Origin of the sequence: Shewanella basaltis, from assembly GCF_023283885.1 — a bacterium.
In the GTDB taxonomy this organism is placed as follows: Bacteria; Pseudomonadota; Gammaproteobacteria; order Enterobacterales; family Shewanellaceae; genus Shewanella; species Shewanella basaltis.
The window spans coordinates 215,532-234,055 of record NZ_JAKILA010000003.1; the positions used below are offsets into that span (position 1 = coordinate 215,532).

Sequence of the window (18,524 nt, forward strand, 5' to 3'; positions counted from 1 at the left end):
ATTTCAACACAATTGCCGCAGGTGAGCTCTGACAGAAAAACTGCTTAAACGGCTCAGTTTGACCGAACTAAAAAACACATTAAGGCATTTAATGTGTTTTTAGTTAGTCGACTATAGATAAATTAAGCTGGGTATTTATCTTTAACAGTTAATAAATGGGCAGCGGATGCTGCTCGTGCTTTTTCACTGTTACCCGCCATGATCGCACTGTAAATTTTTCGGTGCTCTTCAATGCATGTGCTGCCGTCTTCTGAAGTGTGATGAATAAAATTAGCAAACATGGTGGTGAGAATATTGCCAAAGGGCAGATAAAATACATTGCCTGTGGCATTAAAGATTAAGCTGTGAAACTGAGTATCAAATTTGGTCCATTGTTCTTGGTCAAAAACATCCGCTTTAGCGATATCGCACATTTTATCGAATATTTCAGACAGTTTCATGCGCTGCTCTATTGTGGCATGGCGCGCCGCAAGGGCACAGGCTTCGGGTTCAATGGCCCCACGTAATCCAAGAAATTGAGAACAAAATTCGTCGTTATCAGAAATCCCATCCATCCATTCAATCAGTTGAGAATCTAAAAAGTTCCAATAAGCGCGTTCAACGACTTTGGTGCCCACTTTGGGCTTTGACTTAAGCAACCCCTTTGAGGTTAACAGTTTAACTGCTTCTCTTAATGCTGTACGACTCACACCAAATTGTTCACAGAGATCGATTTCACTGGGAATAATCGAGTTTTGAGCGAGCTCGCCAGACAATATCTTTCTCGCAATTTCGCGCGCAACTTGTACATGTAAACTGCGCTTTGAGCCAGCAATTGAATCAAAATCACCGATCATAATCATCTCTATTTTTATACATACTATTTAATAACAACTATACACCGAATAAATGACTATACAAACGAGCAATTTATTAAATGTGACATAAGTAGTTTTTGTTTAATTTGCTATTGAAGACGAATTCCTTTAAATAGCAATAAAAGCTATTTTAATACAGTGCATGAACAAAATAAAACATAGTTTGCAAGGGTTGTGGGCCGATCGAGAATGATTTTCAATTAACAAACTAATTCATTTATGAGCTGGCAAACGTCAGTGATTTTGTTTTAATTACCCTTAAAATATGAGCTAGTGTGTAAAAATTTGCTGTTAATTGTGATGGAATAGCTTAATGTAATTGTATTACTTAATGCGCAGTAAAATTAGCTGCTATTGCCATCTGTTTATCTGTGTTTGTGGCTAGTCACAGTATTTATGGTCAGTCTGCCTGTGATTTAAGGGTTTGCCTAGGTCATATTTAAGTAGGCACTGCTAAAGTGACCTTAATGACTTGTAAATGGCCATATGTGGCCCGTTATTGCATGTTGTAGTTGTTGGCATCAACACGTTTTGTTATACGCATTAGGTGTTTTGCACTTTAATACTAGGGTCTGTTGATCTTTCAAGGTTATTTTTGCAGCGAATTATTGGTCTGTTATACAAGGCAGAGACTTTGAAGTGTAGTTATTCTACATAAAAAGTCGATAACGCAGTAAAAATGACCAACAAACGCTGCCCACAGGGTTCGGCTAAAAACGTTTTACTCTTTGTTGAATAGATTTTGCTTAGGTGGCTAGGCTTCAATCCATTCGCCTCGATTAAAACGTTTTTAACTCGAACAAAATTCAACCAGCAAAGATCAACAGGCCCTAGCAACTTGATGGGTAAAAATAGGTTATTTTGTTTGAGGAAAAGCTGTGCTGTTACACATGATCTCTAATGATTATATTAAGCGTAACCTGTCTTTAGGTTGGCCACTGGCATTAAATGCGTTGTTGATGCAATCGATGTTAATGATTGACACTCTATTGGTGAGCCCTTTAGGTGAGGTGTCGCTTGCGGCAATGGGGATTGCCACAACGATAGTGTCATTTATTTTAGGCATACAGATGGCGCTTGCTAATGGCACTCAATTAGTCATGAGCAGAGCTGTAGGATCTGGCAGCAAGGTGAAGTTAGCAAATGCGTATTGGTCTGGCATGTTGATTAACTTAGCCGTTGCCATTTTATTTTGGCTATTACTTATCTGGTTAGAACAAGATCTTATTCTTTGGCTAACTGACAATAACACCTTATACGTAGAAATAGGCGCTTACCTTGATGTGGCTAAGTATCTGGTATTGTTCACCGCCATCACCCAAGTTATTACTGCCATGTTTAATGCCCTTGGCAGCAGTAAAATTCCATTTAAAAGTTATTTAATTGAATTACCTATTAATGCTTTTGCATCCTATTTTTTAATTTATGGGGTGCATGAATGGCAAGGGCTTGGTGTAGTGGGAGCGGCAATCGGCAGTGTGATTGCAATGACCTTAAGAATGCTATTTTTAAGTGTATGTTTAAGGTACCAGCAAGATCTGAACCTATCGTTTAACAGTAAGTTGCCTGCGTTTATCAGCAACATAAAATTACACTTTGTCGAAATATTCCCCGTTGCGGCTAACGTGACAATGTTGTCGATTGGGGCAACGATTTATCAATTATTATATTCGCAACTTTCTATTAATGCATACGCTGCTATTACTGTACTCATGCCGTGGATACGTGGTGGTACTCAGTTTATTACTTCATGGGCTCATGCATCGGCAATTACGATAAGCCAGGCGATTGGCTCTAAAAAACTCGACAATTTAATCGACGATGTCAATATCAGTATCAAAATGGCTGTGGTGTTGTCGGTGATTTCTTGTGGCTTATTTTGGGGGCTGAGTGTTGTGATTGCCGATATATACCCAGGATTAAATCCCGAAACCTACTTAGCGTTAGCCGCTATTGCACCGTTATACATTTTGTTGCCTTTTATTCGTGGCTATAACACGGTTCATGGGCATATTTTACGCGCTTTAGGGAAAACAACGGCGGTATTTAAAATCAATTTTACTGGCCAATGGTTAATTTCGATACCTTTGTGTGGCTTGCTAATACTCTATTTTGATGCATCTATTTTTTGGGCTTTTGCTGTTATGCCTTTTGAGGAAGCGGTTAAAGCATTACCGTTTAGGTATTTAGCGAGAAAGACATTAACTGAATTTGATCAACAGCAAGCTGAAAAATTAATTTAACGGTATATTTATTCTAAGCCCAGCTCAACCGATTGAATTGAATAGAAAGCTAAGCGAATCTCAATTACACTAGCGCCTATTAATCTTTGCTGGTTGAATTTGGTTCGTATTATAAATGTTTTTTCATTGAGGCGAATGGATTGATGCCGAGTCATCTAAAACTCTTTATTCACAAAGAGTCATTCAACTAAGAGTTACACGTTTTTAGCCGAACCCTTTTCCTTTTGGCTGCGTTTGTTGGCCAATTTACAGTGTTTTCACTTTTTATGCAGAATAACGGCACTTTAAGGTTTCAGCCGCGCTTTTGTAGATGTGAGTAATGGCCAACCATTTACTGTAAAAACACCCTTAAAAGGTCAATTGGCTTTAGATCATTTTGCGCAAAATCATTTGCGCTTAAACTGAATAATTGTGCGTAATTTGTTAGGAATGCCATTAATTGAAAACATCACTCTTCCTTTTAACGACAGGATTTATACTGTTAAGCGGATGTCAAACTGCAACAGTAAACGATGTAAAAGCGCAAAAAACGGTTAACAAAACCAAAAAATCGAGCACGTATACGATCCCTAAATCGTTAGCGCGTCGAGAATATAAAGAGTCTGGTGATGTATGGGATCGTATTCGTTTTTCGATGGATATGCCTATACCTGACCAGCACTTAGTGAATCGTTACCGCCAGTGGTATATCGATAACCCCAAACATTTAGAACAAATTTCCCTTAGGGCCCGCCCTTTTTTATATTTAATCGTCGAAGAATTTGAACATCGAGACCTGCCCATTGAGCTGGCTTTATTACCGATAGTGGAAAGCTCGTTTAACCCGTTGGCTTATTCAAGTGCTAATGCGTCAGGTCTGTGGCAATTTACTTCGCCAATGGCCAGCCACTTTGGCCTAGACATGAATTGGTGGTATGACGGTCGTAAGGATGTGCCTGCGGCCACGTCTGCTGCACTTGATATGTTAGCGTATTTATATAAAAAAACGGATAACTGGCTATATGCACTTGCTGCATACAATGCAGGAGAAGGCCGGTTAAGAGAAGCGATAAGGTATAATGAACAAAGGGGGTTAGACACCGATTTTTGGTCACTGCCATTACCGACGGAAACGAGGCAATACGTTCCGCAATTACTTGCCATTGCCGATGTTGTCAAACATGCCGACAGCTACGGTATTACCCTTAATACCATCCCAAACAAACCTTTGGTTGAAGTGATTGATGTTGGCAGTCAAATTGATTTAGCGGTCGCTGCTAAATTAGCGAAAATACCGGTTAGCCGCTTACAAAAATTAAATCCAGGTTTTAATCGTTGGGCAACGTCACCAGAAGGCCCTCATCAATTAGTGGTACCAGTGAGTAAAGCGCATAAGTTTAAACAGGCACTGGCAAATACCGATGTTAATGAGCGAGTGAAATGGTACAAATACCAAATTCAAAACGGTGATAATATTACGGTCATCGCACAGCGCCATCAAACGACAGTCGATAAAATCAGAGCCATGAACGATATAGATGGCGATAAAATCATTGCTGGAAATTTCTTATACATGCCGCATACCGCATCTCAAGTGATATTAGATGTTGAGCTAGCGGCTAAAAAGTCTGCGGCAAAACAGTCAGCAGCAAAGCAAAAAAACCAACAAATTGTCGGCTCACGCACAGTGCAACCCCAACAGATTGCTCAGGTAAATAATTCAGCCTCTCAGGCGGGGCATACCGTTCAATATGGGGATACATTATGGAGTATCGCTAGAGTGTATAACGTGACGGTAGAGCAAATTATCAGCTGGAATAATATGACAGACAGAGACAAGCTTACCGTAGGTAAAACACTGAAGTTTTATCATCAAAGGCAACAGAAAAAAGCACAAATGCGTCTGTAATGAGTGAGTGAAGCTAAAGAATAGACGTAAAAAATTGATGTTAAATAATTGCGTTTATTAAGAATATTGACATTTACTTTCCCAATTTGTTGGGTAGATCTAACAATGTGCATAAAATAAATACCCTACGGCATACTTTTATTGTTTGTTAGTGTAAATTTATTGTATAGATATTTAAATCTATTCGTATATTTTTATAGACGGTTTATTTTGGGGACATGACAGAAATGTTGAAAGCGAAATTATTTTCTAGTTCTGCGTTAATGACGTTATGGGTAACTTCTGCCGCTTTTGCACAAGAGTCAAACTCATTCGATCTCAGTCTACAAGAATTGATGAATGTTGAAGTGACATCAGTATCAAAACAAAAACAGCCATTATCAAATTCTCCAGCTGCTGTTTATGTCATTACTCAAGACGCCATTCGCCATTCTGGCGCAACATCTATCCCACAAGCATTACGTGACGTACCAGGGCTCCATGTGGCTCAAATTGACTCGCAAAAGTGGGCAGTTAGTAGCCGTGGCTTTAATGGTCGTTACAACAATAAATTATTAGTAATGATGGACGGCCGCACGCTTTATTCTCCTGAGTTTTCAGGTGTGTATTGGGAGGTACAAGACACATTAATGGCAGATATTGAACGTATTGAAGTGATTCGAGGTCCCAGTGCCGCGTTATGGGGGGCGAATGCTGTTAATGGTGTAATTAACATTATTACCAAACACAGTGCCGACACATTAGGTGGTTTCGCAGAGCTAGGTGCGGGCGATTATGAACAAGGCTTTGCGGGGGCTCGCTTTGGTGCAAAAGTGACTGATAATACGAATGCTAGAGTGTATATAAAAGGCAATAGTCGCGACTCGTTGAAGCATAATCCTCAAGATCTCGACAGTGCGTTACTTGAATCAGCAGCTTTAGTCGATAAAAGTAATGATTGGCATCACCTGCAATTAGGTGGCAGGATGGACATTCAACTGGAGAATGACACTAGCTTAACGTTAAGTAGTGACCTTTATACTAGCAAAATGCATCAGTCATCCAATGTTGCCTCAATGGATAGCCCACAATATAGACGGTTTTATTTTGAAGAAGTAGAAAGTCAAGGTGCTAATTTACTATCGCGTTACACAAAAGCGTTATCACCTACCTCTGAATATGCCTTACAAGTCTATTATGACTTTGCCGAAAGAAATGAAGACCTCTATCACTTACGAACGAATACGGTAGATATTGATTTTCAGCACCAACTGATTGCAGGACAAGACCATAATATAGTTTGGGGCCTAGGTTATCGCTTTATTTCGGATAACTTAACTTCAATGCCAATTTTGACCAGTACTGAACCTGATTCAACTAAAACACACCTTTGGAGTGCTTTTGTTAGTGACGAAATCGCGCTAGTGGATAATGCATTATGGTTAACCTTAGCGTCACGTTTTGAGCATAATGATTATACTGGTTTTGAAGTTCAGCCCAATCTTCGCTTAATGTGGCAAATTGACACTAAAAACAGTGTGTGGACTTCAATTGCCCGTGCGGTAAGAACGCCATCGCGAGTTGAAAATAACCTATCTGTCAATGCACTTAATATCCCACCATCGGATGTATCGCCGCCGGTTAAAGTGTTTGTTGTGGGTAGTGATGATTATCAATCTGAAGAGATTGTCTCTTATGAGCTAGGCTACCGCTTTTCACCTGCCAAACAATGGTCTTTTGACACGACATTTTTTTATAATGCGTACGATAAACTGCGCAGTACCTCAGTAGGCACGACCGATTTTAGTGCCTTTCCAAATTACCTTGAACAATACACTGTTTTTGAAAATCAATACGATGGTTACAACTATGGTGCAGAAGTGTCATCTACTTGGATCATGACTGACTTACTGCAATTACGTGTTAATTACAGTTATATTCAAAATGAGTTCAATGAACTTATTAGCCAAAATACACAGGCACCACAAAATATAGTGTCGACCATCATCGATTGGAACATGACCGACAATATTGATGTCAATTTTGTATGGCGTTTCATTGACAAGACAGAGTTACTTTCAGGCAACGGCAGTAGCGTTAAAGCTGTAGACAGTTATCAAGGTATTGATATTGGTGTGAGTTGGGCAGTAATGCCAGAATTGTCGTTATCAGCCTTTGGCAAAAACCTTTTTTACTCATCTCATCTTGAGTATGAAGCAGAAAGTATCTTGCTACCATATCAAGTAGGCCCTAGTTATTTTGTAAAAGCCAGCTTGAGATTTTAAGCGATCTTTATGAAAAATAATCGCACGTACCTACGGTTAATCAGTCTCTTTTTAGCGACGGTTGTTCTATTTTCTGGTTCAACAAGCGCTGAGGATTCGTTCGACTTAAAAGCTGCGTTTACATATAACTTTGCCAAGTTTACTCAATGGCCACAAGCACGTATTGAGCAAGCTTCAGCATGGACAATTTGCTTTTATGGCAATCAATATCGAGACAGCTTTAATGCGTTAGAGAAAAAAAAGATTGCGGCACAAGGCATTACAGCTGTTGAACTGTCTGAAACCAGCAAAATTGAGCAATGCGATGTCGTTTTTATCGACTCAGGTTCGCGTGAGTTAACGCGACGAATATTTTTAGCCGTGGACAGTAAAGCCATTCTGACCGTGTCAGATATTGCGGGTTTTGTCTCACAAGGAGGCATGATTGAAATTGTTGAACAAGATAAAAGGTTGTTTTTTAAAGTCAATATTGCAGCGCTAGAAAGGGCGGGCTTAAATATTAGTTCGCAAGTGTTAAAGTTGGCGATTGAGGTAAAACGATGACTATTATCAATTTATCTTCAATTAGAACCAAGTTGATTTGTTCAATGCTCGCGATTGCGGTTATCGTCATCGTGATTATCTCTAGTGCGTTAATAAACCAACAATTTGCGATTACACGGCAAAAAGCGGAACAAAATTTAATGGTGCTAAGTGATATTGTTGCCAGCAATAGTTTAGCTGCCGTTTTATTTAACGATCCTAATTCAGCTGAAAAAACCTTGTCGGCGTTGATTGCACAGCCCGATATTATTCACGCCGTTATTTACGATCCTAAAGGTAATCCTTTTGCTGAGTATTCGGGCAGTAGCCAGGAGCGATTCAGTATGCAAACTGACCGTTTTTTAGCGGCTCAGTCTAGTAAAAAAAAGCAGATTATGTTTGACAATGACAGGGTACATTCATACACGCCATTGCTTTCAGAAGGTGAGTTTGTTGGCATGCTCCATATTACAGACAATATGAATACCTTAACAAAGCAACTTGATGATTACTTATTATTAGTGGTTTCAGCTAGCGTGTTGGCTTTTTTTGCCAGTTTATTGGTCATGTTTTGGTTACAGTCGTTATTCACAAAACCCATGAATACGCTTCTAGGGGTGATTGAACAGATTTCCAACAACAAAGATTATAGCCAACGTGTCAGTATTCAATCCAATGATGAGTTTTCACAACTGGCTGATCGCTTTAACACTATGATTGCTGAGGTCGATGCGCGTGGAAGGCAACTTGAAACTATAAACCGTGAATTAGAGCAGCGCGTAAACGAGCGTACAGTTGAATTGCAGCAAACACTAGAAATCGCTAAAAATGCCAATTTAGCCAAATCAGAGTTTTTAGCTGTAATGAGCCATGAAATAAGAACTCCACTTAATGGCATCATAGGTTTTTCTGATCTACTAAAATCTTATCCGTTGGATAAAGACGTGAATTATACCGTAGAGATGATTAACGATTCAGCGCAAACATTGTTGGTGTTATTAAACGAGGTGTTGGATTTTTCCAAAATTGATGCCAATAAAATGGATTTAGACATTCGTGAGTTTAATTTACCCGATCTAATTCACTCTACATGCCAATCACACGAGGTTGTAGCAAGAAAGAAAAAACTCAGTTTATCAGTTGATATACAGCCCTTAACGCAATTGAACTATCTTGGCGACTCGGTAAGGATCCGCCAGATTTTGAATAACTTTATTTCTAATGCGATTAAATTTACTCGACAAGGCGCAATAAGCATTCTTGTCAGTGAACAAATTGAGGGCTCTGATACAGTTATCAAATTTACAGTCAATGATACAGGTATTGGCATTCCTGATAATAAATTAGACGCAATATTTAATCCATTTACTCAAGCCGATAACTCAATTACCCGCGAATTTGGAGGTACGGGCTTAGGTTTGGCTATTTGCCAGCAACTGATTGTATTAATGAATGGTCGATATGGCGTTGATAGTAAAATCAATCAAGGCAGTTCATTTTGGTTTAGCATTCCGCTAGTCCCGGTTGACAGTCCCTTAACACCCATGAGTGAGATTGTTAACAGCAATAGCAACAGTGATGTGATTTATCGTAAAACACACATACTAGTTGCTGAAGATAATGTTGTTAATCAACTCGTGATTAAGAGCTTGCTGGCATCGTTAGGGCATGAGTGCGAAATTGTTGATAACGGTGAAGAGGCCATTAAGCGCGCGAGTGAGAAAAAGTTCGATGCGATTTTTATGGATTATCACATGCCAAAAGCCGACGGTATAGTCGCTACTGACGCAATTACCAAGCAAGGTCAGCATGGTATAAATTACCATACGCCTATTATTGCGCTTACTGCAGATATTCAACCTAATGTGAAACGTCAGTTTCGTGAAGTGGGAGCTAAAGATACCTTACTAAAACCATTTACACGGCAAAACCTCAGTGATTGTTTGAATAAATGGGTATTTGATTCAATCGACTCTCATAGTCATAGTGAAACATTAAGCATTGAAGAATCGAATATTTTTATCGAAGGCCCGCTTAACGACATTATGCAAATTTCGCCCGATGACTCTAGCGAACTGGTGAAAACCATCATTGACATTTATATTCATAATACACCCAAATTAATCATTGATATTACTCAGGGGCTTGCTAACCAAAACGCCGAAATCGTATTTAAAGCTGCACATTCCTTAAAATCCAGTTCAGCAAATTTAGGTGCAGATAAGATGCAAACTATTGCCAGTCAAATCGAGTTGTTAGCTCGCAATTCACAATTAACTGAAGCCACTCAGTTAGCGGCACTACTTGAAAGTGTATTTGAACTCACTATTGAAGCATTAACGCGTAAAAGTGAGGAGTTAGCTTAATGACACACGCCACAGCACATGATGTGATTTTGATTGTTGATGACGATCCTGTCATACGAATGTTAATGCGTCGTGCCTTAAATTCGTCTATGACCAATATTATTGAAGCAAGTAGTGGCGAGGAGGCCATCGCGCTTTTTAGTGTTCATTTGCCTGATTTGATATTACTCGATGTCTCTATGGATAAAATGGATGGCTTTGAATGTTGTTCGGTGATTAGAGCGATGCCTGAAGGTGAAAACGTCGCCATCATTATGGTAACGGCACTCGATCAACCTGATGATATAAAAAAAGCTTTTGATGTTGGCGCAACTGACTTTATGACTAAACCGGTAAAATGGCCATTATTGAACCATAGGATCCAGTATGTGCTTAAAGCCAATAAGACCATTAAAGAACTGACAAAGAGTAAAAATAAACTCGCTCGAGCTCAAAGTATTGCGCATTTGGGCTCTTGGGAGTGGGATTTTAAGAATAAAACACTTGATTGTTCAGATGAAGTTTATCGTATGATAGGTATGCAACCGCAAGAGCGCGAATTAACCTTTGCCAATTTGATCGAAATTGTACACCCTGACGATCGTGAGCTTTTGTCGCAAACGGTTAAAAATGCGCTACTTACCAGAGAGCCCTACGATATCGAATACCGAGTATTACACGGTAATGGCGACATAATAACCTTGCATGATAGGACTGATATTACTTACGATTATGGTGAGCCGAAATTAAATGGCACGTTACATGATATTTCTAATCGCAAAAAATCAGAGCAAGAAATCGCGTATTACGCTTACTTTGACACACTGACTGATTTACCTAATCGCCGTAAATTTCTTTTACAGTTAGAGTCCGCTATTGCGTTAGCTAAACGGCATTCAACCAAACTAGCATTGTTATTTATCGATTTAGATCATTTTAAACGGATCAATGACACCTTAGGTCATAAAGCAGGCGATGAATTACTATGCGAAGCAGCAAGCCGAATTAAAGCAATCATCCGCCAAGCTGATATTTTGGGGGAATCAAATCAATCAGATTATGATAATAATCATATTGCTCGTCTAGGCGGCGATGAGTTTACTTTATTATTAACCGAACTCGAAGAATTCGACAGTGTGGCAATCATTGCTCAACAACTTATTGATGAGCTGTCTAAACCCTATTTTATTATGGGTAAGCAAACGTTTATTTCTGCCAGTATTGGCATTTCGTTTTATCCTAATGACGGTTTGTCTGGTGATATGCTATTGCAACATGCTGATACCGCCATGTATGAAGTGAAAAACAACGGTAAAAATGGCTATCAACTTTTCTCTCATGAGATGCACAAGTCATTAATGGACAGGCTTCAAATAGAAGCAGAGCTCAGAGAAGCAATTACTCATGGTGATCAACTAGAGTTGCATTATCAACCGCAGGTTTGTGCAACAAACGGTCACATTGTTGGTTATGAAGCGCTCTTGCGATGGAGACATCCTAGAAGAGGATTGTTAACTCCATTTGATTTTATCCATATTGCAGAGAGTAGTGGTTTAATTATCGTGATCGGAGAATGGGCGCTACTTGAAGCCTGTAAAAAAGCAAAGTCGCTGTGTGCCGCTAATAGTCATGTTAAGCGAATCGCGGTCAATTTGTCTGCATTGCAGTTTAATCACCCAAACATTTTAACGCATGTTCAACATGCTTTAACACAAACAGGTTTACCTCCTAGTATGCTTGAGCTTGAAATCACAGAGTCAGCCATTATAGATAATGTTGATGATGCCATTTTATTGTTATTTAAATTGAAGAAACTTGGCGTTAACCTGGCCATTGACGATTTTGGTACTGGTTATTCTTCGCTCAATTATTTAAAGAACTTTCCGATTGATACTTTAAAAATTGATAAATCATTTGTTGATGGCATTGTTAATAATCAAAAAGATGCTGCGATCGCACGTACCATTATTCAATTAGCACTTAACCTTGGCCTGAGCACAATAGCAGAAGGAGTTGAGTACATTGAACAATCGGAGTTATTAACATCGATGGGTTGTAATGACTTACAAGGCTATTTATTTGCGAAACCCATTCCGTCAACGCAACTGTAATATGCTTTTTTAACCAACTGGGTATCGACAAATATGCTCATTACGCATCAGTGCTTAAATAGGCAACAAACCTAGGTTATGTTTACGTTAGCGCATTAGTAACCTCAACATTTGTAAGCCCCTGGGGAATTTCATCTACCGGTTAAAATGCCTGGGTAATAAGCTGTCGATATTCTTCGCTTGTTGTTACCGTTCACCGACTCTCGCACAGTGCAACCCCAACAGATTGCTCAGGTAAATAATTCAGCCTCTCGGGCGGGGCATACCGTTCAATATGGGGATACATTATGGAGTATCGCTAGAGTGTATAACGTGACAGTAGAGCAAATTATCAGCTGGAATAATATGACAGACAGAGACAAGCTTACCGTAGGTAAAACACTGAAGTTTTATCATCAAAGGCAACAGAAAAAAGCGCAAATGCGTCTGTAATGAGTGAGCGATGCTAAAGAATAGACGTAAAAAATTGATGTTAAATAATTGCGCTTATTAAGAATATTGACATTTACTTAAATCATCAAAATAAGGATGTGGAAATGAGCAAGTTAAATTGGGGAATTGTTAGCGCGGGCAGGATTGCAGCCCTTTTTTGTCAGGATTTAGCCTTTTCGCAGAATAGTCATTTGTATGCCGTTGCTGCCAGAACGCAGGCTGATGCAGATAAGTTTGCTAAGCAATATCAAATAGACAATGCCTATCAGGGGTATCAAAGGTTATTTGACGACCCTAATGTTGATATTGTCTACATTGCAACGCCACACAATTTTCATTTTCAACAGGTTTACGATGCTTTAATGGCGGGTAAACATGTTCTGTGTGAAAAACCCATGACAGTCACTTATGATGAGTGCCAAATATTAACGACATTAGCCAAAAGCAAAGGTCTGTTATTAATGGAGGCCTTGTGGACATACTTTTTACCGGCATTACGTCAGGCAAAATTGTGGTTAGATGAAGGGCGCATCGGCCAGTTAAAGCATGTCAAAGTTGATTTTGGCTATCCTATTCCTTTTAACGCAGATGGAAGGGAATATAATCCACAGCTTGCTGGTGGTTGCTTATTAGATATGGGGATTTATCCGTTAGCCATTGCTGATTATTTTTTAACATCAGACATCAGCAACCTTTACGTGCAAGCTAACGTGTGCGAAACCGGTGTTGAAGATGATGTCATTATGATTGGTAATAGTGATGATGTGATGGTCAGTTTGGCAACATCGTTTCAATGTCGATTAAGTAATTACGCTTATTTGATTGGTGATAAAGGTTACATTGTGATTCCTGATGCATTTAGAGCATCAGAATGTCATTTGTATCATCTTGATGATCTGGTCGATAGTTTTAGTGATAACAGGCAGTCGCTAGGCTATCACTTTGAGGCAGATGAAGCTTGCCGACTCATTGAGCAAGGCCAGATTGAAAGCCAGATAGTGACCCATAACCACAGCTTGTTGTTTCAATCGCAATTGGCCAGGGTTAAGGCCCTGATTTAATATGTTTTAATGTTAGGTTTATAAAGCGTAAGTTGAAGGCTAATAAAACTATTATGCCATCTTAATACATAGTCAAGGCTGGCCGATTGGTCAGTCGTACATGGCCGCGGTGCAAAAGTATTATACAGCCGATAAACCCTATGCCATTTTACGCCAATGACGAAATGGCTGTAGTGGTGATGTCAATTGCCCAACTCGGGATAAAGTCTCAAAATTACAGATGAAAGATTTATAAGCACACGAGAAGTAAACTAACCTCAGCTCTGGATAACAAACGCCTTTCAAGCAGTCCTTTGCCTTCCTCACTGCGTTGAATTAACTTGCAATAGGCTAGCTATTGACGCGTTAATTCGCCTTGTTAGCAAAACAAATCACAAGCTTGACAGTGGATTTTAGTCAATCTATTGATTTATATCGTTATCAATACATCTCTTATCCAGAGTTGAGGTTAACTACAGTGTTGACTCAATATTTCTAGGACAACAAGTTGATGTAATATTTAATTTTGGCACTGCATCGCTAATCGTATATTTAGCTTATCGTGGCAGAAACTTTCCCTTTAGCAAGCGGTTATTAAAAAATGCTAAAGCTGGAGCGTTAATCTTTGATCTCGAAAAGTTGACTCAGATTTTCAACAGTAAACCTTTTACTGAGGATGATCACCTTGGATATGCAAGAACACAATTGTTAGGTTGGTTGAAATCCAGTACTGAAGCCAAATCTTGGTACTATCACCCAAGGGAAGATAAGTTAATAGATGACAGAAATAGCATAATTGATGAAGCTCTTCGAAATAAGAAGCCAGCAACTAATCACTCTACAATACCAGCGCATAAACTCTCAAAATGTAAATGTTTAGGGTGCGGGCAGACATTTACTGGTTATAAAAATATGGCAAATTCTTGCCCTAATTGTAAAACTCATTTGTATGTTAGTAACCTATAGTTAATCCGCTACCGTCCAAGTGTTAAAAAATAAACTAAATCAAATATAGCAATTACATTAACTATTTGGTTATTCGAAGGGAATTCTATTGTTTCAAAATTGGTCAAAGGATTATAGGCATAGTTGATAAACTATTTTGTGTCGATACCGTCGTGCATCAAATTGCTTTAAGCAGATAAAAGACACTGTAAGAGCGACTTTGATTGTCCCAATAATTATCGAAATTTGTATATGTTTCTAACTAGATTGAAATCAGGGTAGGGATCAAAGCGGATTTGTTAAAAAAAAACAGTTTGGGCACTTGGGCACCGATTTGGGCACAAATGTCTAAAAATGTGAATTTGGTAGTTGTAATAACGAATAGTGTAAATGAATGGGTTAACTAATGAGCTTGTTTGAATAAGTTAACTAAAATTAGCAAGGAAATTGTATTTAGGCACAACAGAGATGATAAGGTAAGGTTGTAAGGTATTGATATAAAGCAATAAATGGTACACCCGAGTGGACTCGAACCACCGACCCCTACCATGTCAAGGTAGTGCTCTAACCAACTGAGCTACGGGTGTATTGTTTGAATTTCAATGTTTAGACTCTTTGGAAAGAGTGGTACACCCGAGTGGACTCGAACCACCGACCCCTACCATGTCAAGACGTTTTAAATTTGATTTTGTCAAATCCCTTCAAACACCATCTTTCAGCTACATCCCTTTATTTATCTGATTTTAGCATCGTAACAAGCATCTCATTTTCGATAATTTAAGCGAATATTTGTATTTCTTGCGCTTGATTTAGGCACGATTTAGGCACAATATAAAAATGTCGAAATTGACCACTATTTTGTCATTTAGGGGGATTGATGAACGTACATGCTGAGCATTTCAATAAGAGTTTAGATAAGTTGCTAGTCGACGTTAAACTCGAGATGGTTGCATTTAATCAAATTCAACTTGAGCGTTCGCTTAAAACCTTCTGTGAATCGTTTAACCTTCTTAGTACTCTAAAACCAAGCTCAGATGATAGCGTCGAATCCCCCGCATCAATATTGCTCGACTCATATCAAGCACCTTTGTTAGCAAGTAAAACTGAGGCTGGTTATTATCGTTTAATTTCTGGATTATTGACCTATCAAAAGCTGTGTAAAATATATGCTGGTGATGCCAAAGCTCTAGTACCTTGTATTGTATTACCTCGGCGTCCTAATAAAGATATACTTCATTTATTAATGCTCAATGATATTGTAAGGCCTTTATTAAAACAGTTTGTTAACGTCACAGGAGATTCAATTACTCAATCTTTATCTGCATGGTTTATCACCGATGAACACCCGTCAGTGTTTAATTCCCCACAATGGCTGGTTTAGACTGACATCAGGACACATATATGATGAAGTTAATCCAATAGGCTTAACAACTACACTTATTCAAGACTATTCATCATTATGATGACTTTTCTTCGCCATTTTTACCTGACCACTTCCAATGGTTGCGGATCCCTAATCCCAATGGTTTGTATAGCATAACGAAGAAGCCAGGTGTCTTAACCTTGTATGGAAAGCAATCGGTTGGAAGTTCATTTAAGCAAGCGCTTATTGCTAGAAGGCAAAAGCATTTATACTTTTTGGCGCAAACAGAGCTTACTTTTAACCCAAGCAGTTTTCAGCAATATGCGGGATTAATTTGTTGCTACAACGCAGATAAATTTTATTATTTATATGTTTCTTCTGATGACTAAAAAGGAACACACCTAGACATTATGAGTTGCTTAGGCGACCAAACGTTAACCGCGAATTTTCCTATATATGAACAGCGAGTACCGCTTTAAAGTAACACTATTAGCCTTAAAGCCGATGTTGAGTTTGGGCGACTTATATTTAGTTATTCTGTTGATGGTGCTGAATGGCTAGCTCTTTGTGAATTGGATTACAGCCTTATATCCAATGAAGCGGGTAAGGGCGAAGGTGCGAACTTTACTGGCGCGTTTGTGGGGATGTGTTGCCAAGATATGACTGGCACCAATTTACCGGCAGAGTTCAGTTATTTACCTACACAGAAAAACACTAAGCGTCATAACCTTTTATTTTGTTTTAAAAAGCTCATAAAAATAAGGCCATCACATTTGTTTGATGGTCTTATTTTTTGGGGTTTTACAAATATTGGCGTAAAGTGCGATAATTTTTGCGCTTTTTCGATACTGGCCTGAGTATCAAACGATGAACGCGCATCAATTTCACTTGATATACGCCTAGGGATACATTTGAGGCTCACAACCGAAACTCACCGTTAGATCATCGCAAATATTATCAATATAACCGTTACCTTGTGAAATGGATTTAGTAATAAGATATTGGTATTGTGGTAATTAAGCAGCTAGTAAAATTAACGACGGATTCGTGGTAGCGTCTATGGGTTTATGAAGCTTAATCGCTTCAATATCGCCGCTATCAGCAACAACCGTTGTGATGCGCTTTAATTGTTCCAACATATTCATGATAAAAAAAATCCCCCATGTATTAGATGGGAGATAAGTCCTTAGATATAGCGGTTAACCACATTTTCGAGTAGCTCTTGACGTCCTGATACCGACGTAGGATTAATGTTTTTCTCAAGCACCAGTTTAGATAAACTTTCTAAGCTGTGCTGGCCATCAAAAATGTCTTTACCTAATCCTTGCTTCCAACCCGCGTAACGTTGTTCAACAAAGGAAGACAGTGGCGCTTCTTCAATTAATTGAGCGGCGTTAAGTAATGATTTTGCCATAGTGTCCATACCGCCAATATGACCATGGAATAGATCGTCACGTTCACATGATTGACGACGAATTTTAGTATCAAAATTTAAACCGCCCGTGGTAAAACCACCCGCTTTCAAAATCTCGTACATTACTAAGGTACATTCCGCAACATCGTTTGGATATTGGTCTGTGTCCCAACCATTTTGCATGTCGCCACGGTTAGCATCAATGCTACCCATAATGCCTTCAGCACAAGCGACAGCGACTTCATGATGAAAACTATGGCCAGCTAAAGTAGCATGGTTGGCTTCTATGTTCACTTTAATTTCGTCTTGCAAACCATGCTTGTGTAAGAAGCCTGCTACAGTCGCAGTATCATAGTCATATTGATGCTTTGTCGGCTCTTGTGGTTTTGGCTCAATTAATAATGTGCCTTTAAAACCAATCTTATGTTTGTGTTCGACCACCATTTTTAAGAAACGGGCATATTGCTCACTTTCTTGTTTTAAATCGGTGTTTAACAATGAGTCATAACCTTCTCGGCCGCCCCATAATACGTAGTTTTGACCACCTAAACGGTTGGTGACTTCCATTGCGTGCTTTACTTGTGCTGCACCATAAGCAAAAACTTCAGGATTGGGGTTAGTCGCACCACCGGCACAAAAACGTTTGTTAGAAAATAGGTTAGCCGTACCCCATAACAATTTAACCCCAGTACGTTGCATTTCTTTTTCAAGAATGTCGGCAATGTGATTAACGTTTGCATGGCTTTCTTTTAAGGTTGCCCCTTCTGGCGCAATATCTGTGTCGTGAAAACAAAAGTAAGGTACACCCAGTTTTTCAAAAAACTCGAATGCGACTTTGGCTTTGTGCTCAGCTAATGCCAGTTGATCACCAACAGGCTGGATCCATGGGCGGTCGAATGTACCTTCACCAAAAATATCAAAACCCGTTGAGCAAAAGTTATGCCAGTAACATGCAGCAAAACGTAAATGCTCTTTCATCGTCTTACCCATTACCACGCGATTTTCGTCGTAGTAACGAAATGCGAAAGGGTTTTTACTGTTTTCACCTTCGTATTGAATTTTTTCTATATTTGGGAAAAATGGTTCGCTCATGTTGACTC

General features: G+C 39.1%; 11 protein-coding genes, 1 tRNA gene and 3 pseudogenes. 10 read left to right on the top strand and 5 right to left on the bottom strand.

The window, feature by feature from the left end; genetic code table 11:
• Window positions 1–122 precede the first annotated feature (122 nt).
• Together L2703_RS04140 and L2703_RS04145 are read right to left on the bottom strand one after the other, a co-directional pair.
• The gene (locus tag L2703_RS04140; RefSeq protein ID WP_248969871.1) at window positions 123–836 is read right to left on the bottom strand and encodes a FadR/GntR family transcriptional regulator; all 714 of its coding nucleotides are present in this window, start codon (window positions 834–836) and stop codon (window positions 123–125) included.
• A gap of 564 nt (window positions 837–1,400) precedes the next feature.
• Window positions 1,401–1,622: pseudogene (locus tag L2703_RS04145) on the bottom strand (hypothetical protein).
• A 113-nt stretch (window positions 1,623–1,735) separates the two neighbouring features.
• Between L2703_RS04145 and L2703_RS04150 the strand changes: the two are divergent.
• From L2703_RS04150 to L2703_RS04185, 8 genes are all read left to right on the top strand, one after another.
• The gene (locus L2703_RS04150) at window positions 1,736–3,100 is read left to right on the top strand and encodes an MATE family efflux transporter (protein ID WP_248969872.1); all 1,365 of its coding nucleotides are present in this window, start codon (window positions 1,736–1,738) and stop codon (window positions 3,098–3,100) included.
• Window positions 3,101–3,539: 439 nt separating this feature from the next.
• Window positions 3,540–4,988 carry a LysM peptidoglycan-binding domain-containing protein gene (locus L2703_RS04155; RefSeq protein WP_248969873.1) on the top strand — a complete coding sequence of 483 codons (1,449 nt, stop codon included), beginning with the start codon at window positions 3,540–3,542 and terminating at the stop codon, window positions 4,986–4,988.
• Window positions 4,989–5,215: 227 nt separating this feature from the next.
• The gene (locus L2703_RS04160; protein ID WP_248969874.1) at window positions 5,216–7,252 is read left to right on the top strand and encodes a TonB-dependent receptor plug domain-containing protein; all 2,037 of its coding nucleotides are present in this window, start codon (window positions 5,216–5,218) and stop codon (window positions 7,250–7,252) included.
• Window positions 7,253–7,261: 9 nt separating this feature from the next.
• Window positions 7,262–7,795, top strand: a complete 534-nt coding sequence (locus L2703_RS04165) for a YfiR family protein (RefSeq protein WP_248969875.1) — start codon at window positions 7,262–7,264, stop codon at window positions 7,793–7,795.
• Window positions 7,792–10,140 carry an ATP-binding protein gene (locus L2703_RS04170; RefSeq protein ID WP_248969876.1) on the top strand — a complete coding sequence of 783 codons (2,349 nt, stop codon included), beginning with the start codon at window positions 7,792–7,794 and terminating at the stop codon, window positions 10,138–10,140. The genes L2703_RS04165 and L2703_RS04170 overlap by 4 nt, the downstream gene beginning before the upstream one ends.
• The gene (locus tag L2703_RS04175; protein WP_248969877.1) at window positions 10,140–12,230 is read left to right on the top strand and encodes a two-component system response regulator; all 2,091 of its coding nucleotides are present in this window, start codon (window positions 10,140–10,142) and stop codon (window positions 12,228–12,230) included. The genes L2703_RS04170 and L2703_RS04175 overlap by 1 nt, the downstream gene beginning before the upstream one ends.
• Before the next feature lie 210 nt (window positions 12,231–12,440).
• Complete coding sequence (locus L2703_RS04180; RefSeq protein WP_248969878.1) at window positions 12,441–12,662, top strand: LysM peptidoglycan-binding domain-containing protein; 222 nt, start codon at window positions 12,441–12,443, stop codon at window positions 12,660–12,662.
• Between the two features lie 104 nt (window positions 12,663–12,766).
• Window positions 12,767–13,723 carry a Gfo/Idh/MocA family protein gene (locus tag L2703_RS04185; RefSeq protein WP_248969879.1) on the top strand — a complete coding sequence of 319 codons (957 nt, stop codon included), beginning with the start codon at window positions 12,767–12,769 and terminating at the stop codon, window positions 13,721–13,723.
• Window positions 13,724–15,157: 1,434 nt separating this feature from the next.
• Here L2703_RS04185 and L2703_RS04190 read toward each other — a convergent pair.
• Window positions 15,158–15,234: transfer RNA gene (locus L2703_RS04190), tRNA-Val, on the bottom strand.
• Between the two features lie 290 nt (window positions 15,235–15,524).
• Here L2703_RS04190 and L2703_RS04195 point away from each other — a divergent pair.
• Both L2703_RS04195 and L2703_RS19070 read left to right on the top strand, forming a co-directional pair.
• A complete protein-coding gene (locus tag L2703_RS04195) occupies window positions 15,525–16,028 on the top strand; it encodes a hypothetical protein (RefSeq protein ID WP_248969880.1) in 504 nt (167 codons plus the stop codon).
• 68 nt (window positions 16,029–16,096) lie between these two features.
• Window positions 16,097–16,867: pseudogene (locus L2703_RS19070) on the top strand (beta-xylosidase family glycoside hydrolase).
• On the opposite strand, the pseudogene L2703_RS19075 reads toward L2703_RS19070, so the two are convergent.
• A pseudogene (locus tag L2703_RS19075) lies at window positions 16,837–17,155 on the bottom strand (transaldolase family protein); the annotation flags it as partial. The pseudogenes L2703_RS19070 and L2703_RS19075 overlap by 31 nt on opposite strands.
• Before the next feature lie 41 nt (window positions 17,156–17,196).
• Entirely contained in the window at window positions 17,197–18,516 is a 1,320-nt protein-coding gene (xylA, locus tag L2703_RS04200) for a xylose isomerase (protein WP_248969881.1), read from the bottom strand.
• Window positions 18,517–18,524 lie beyond the last annotated feature (8 nt).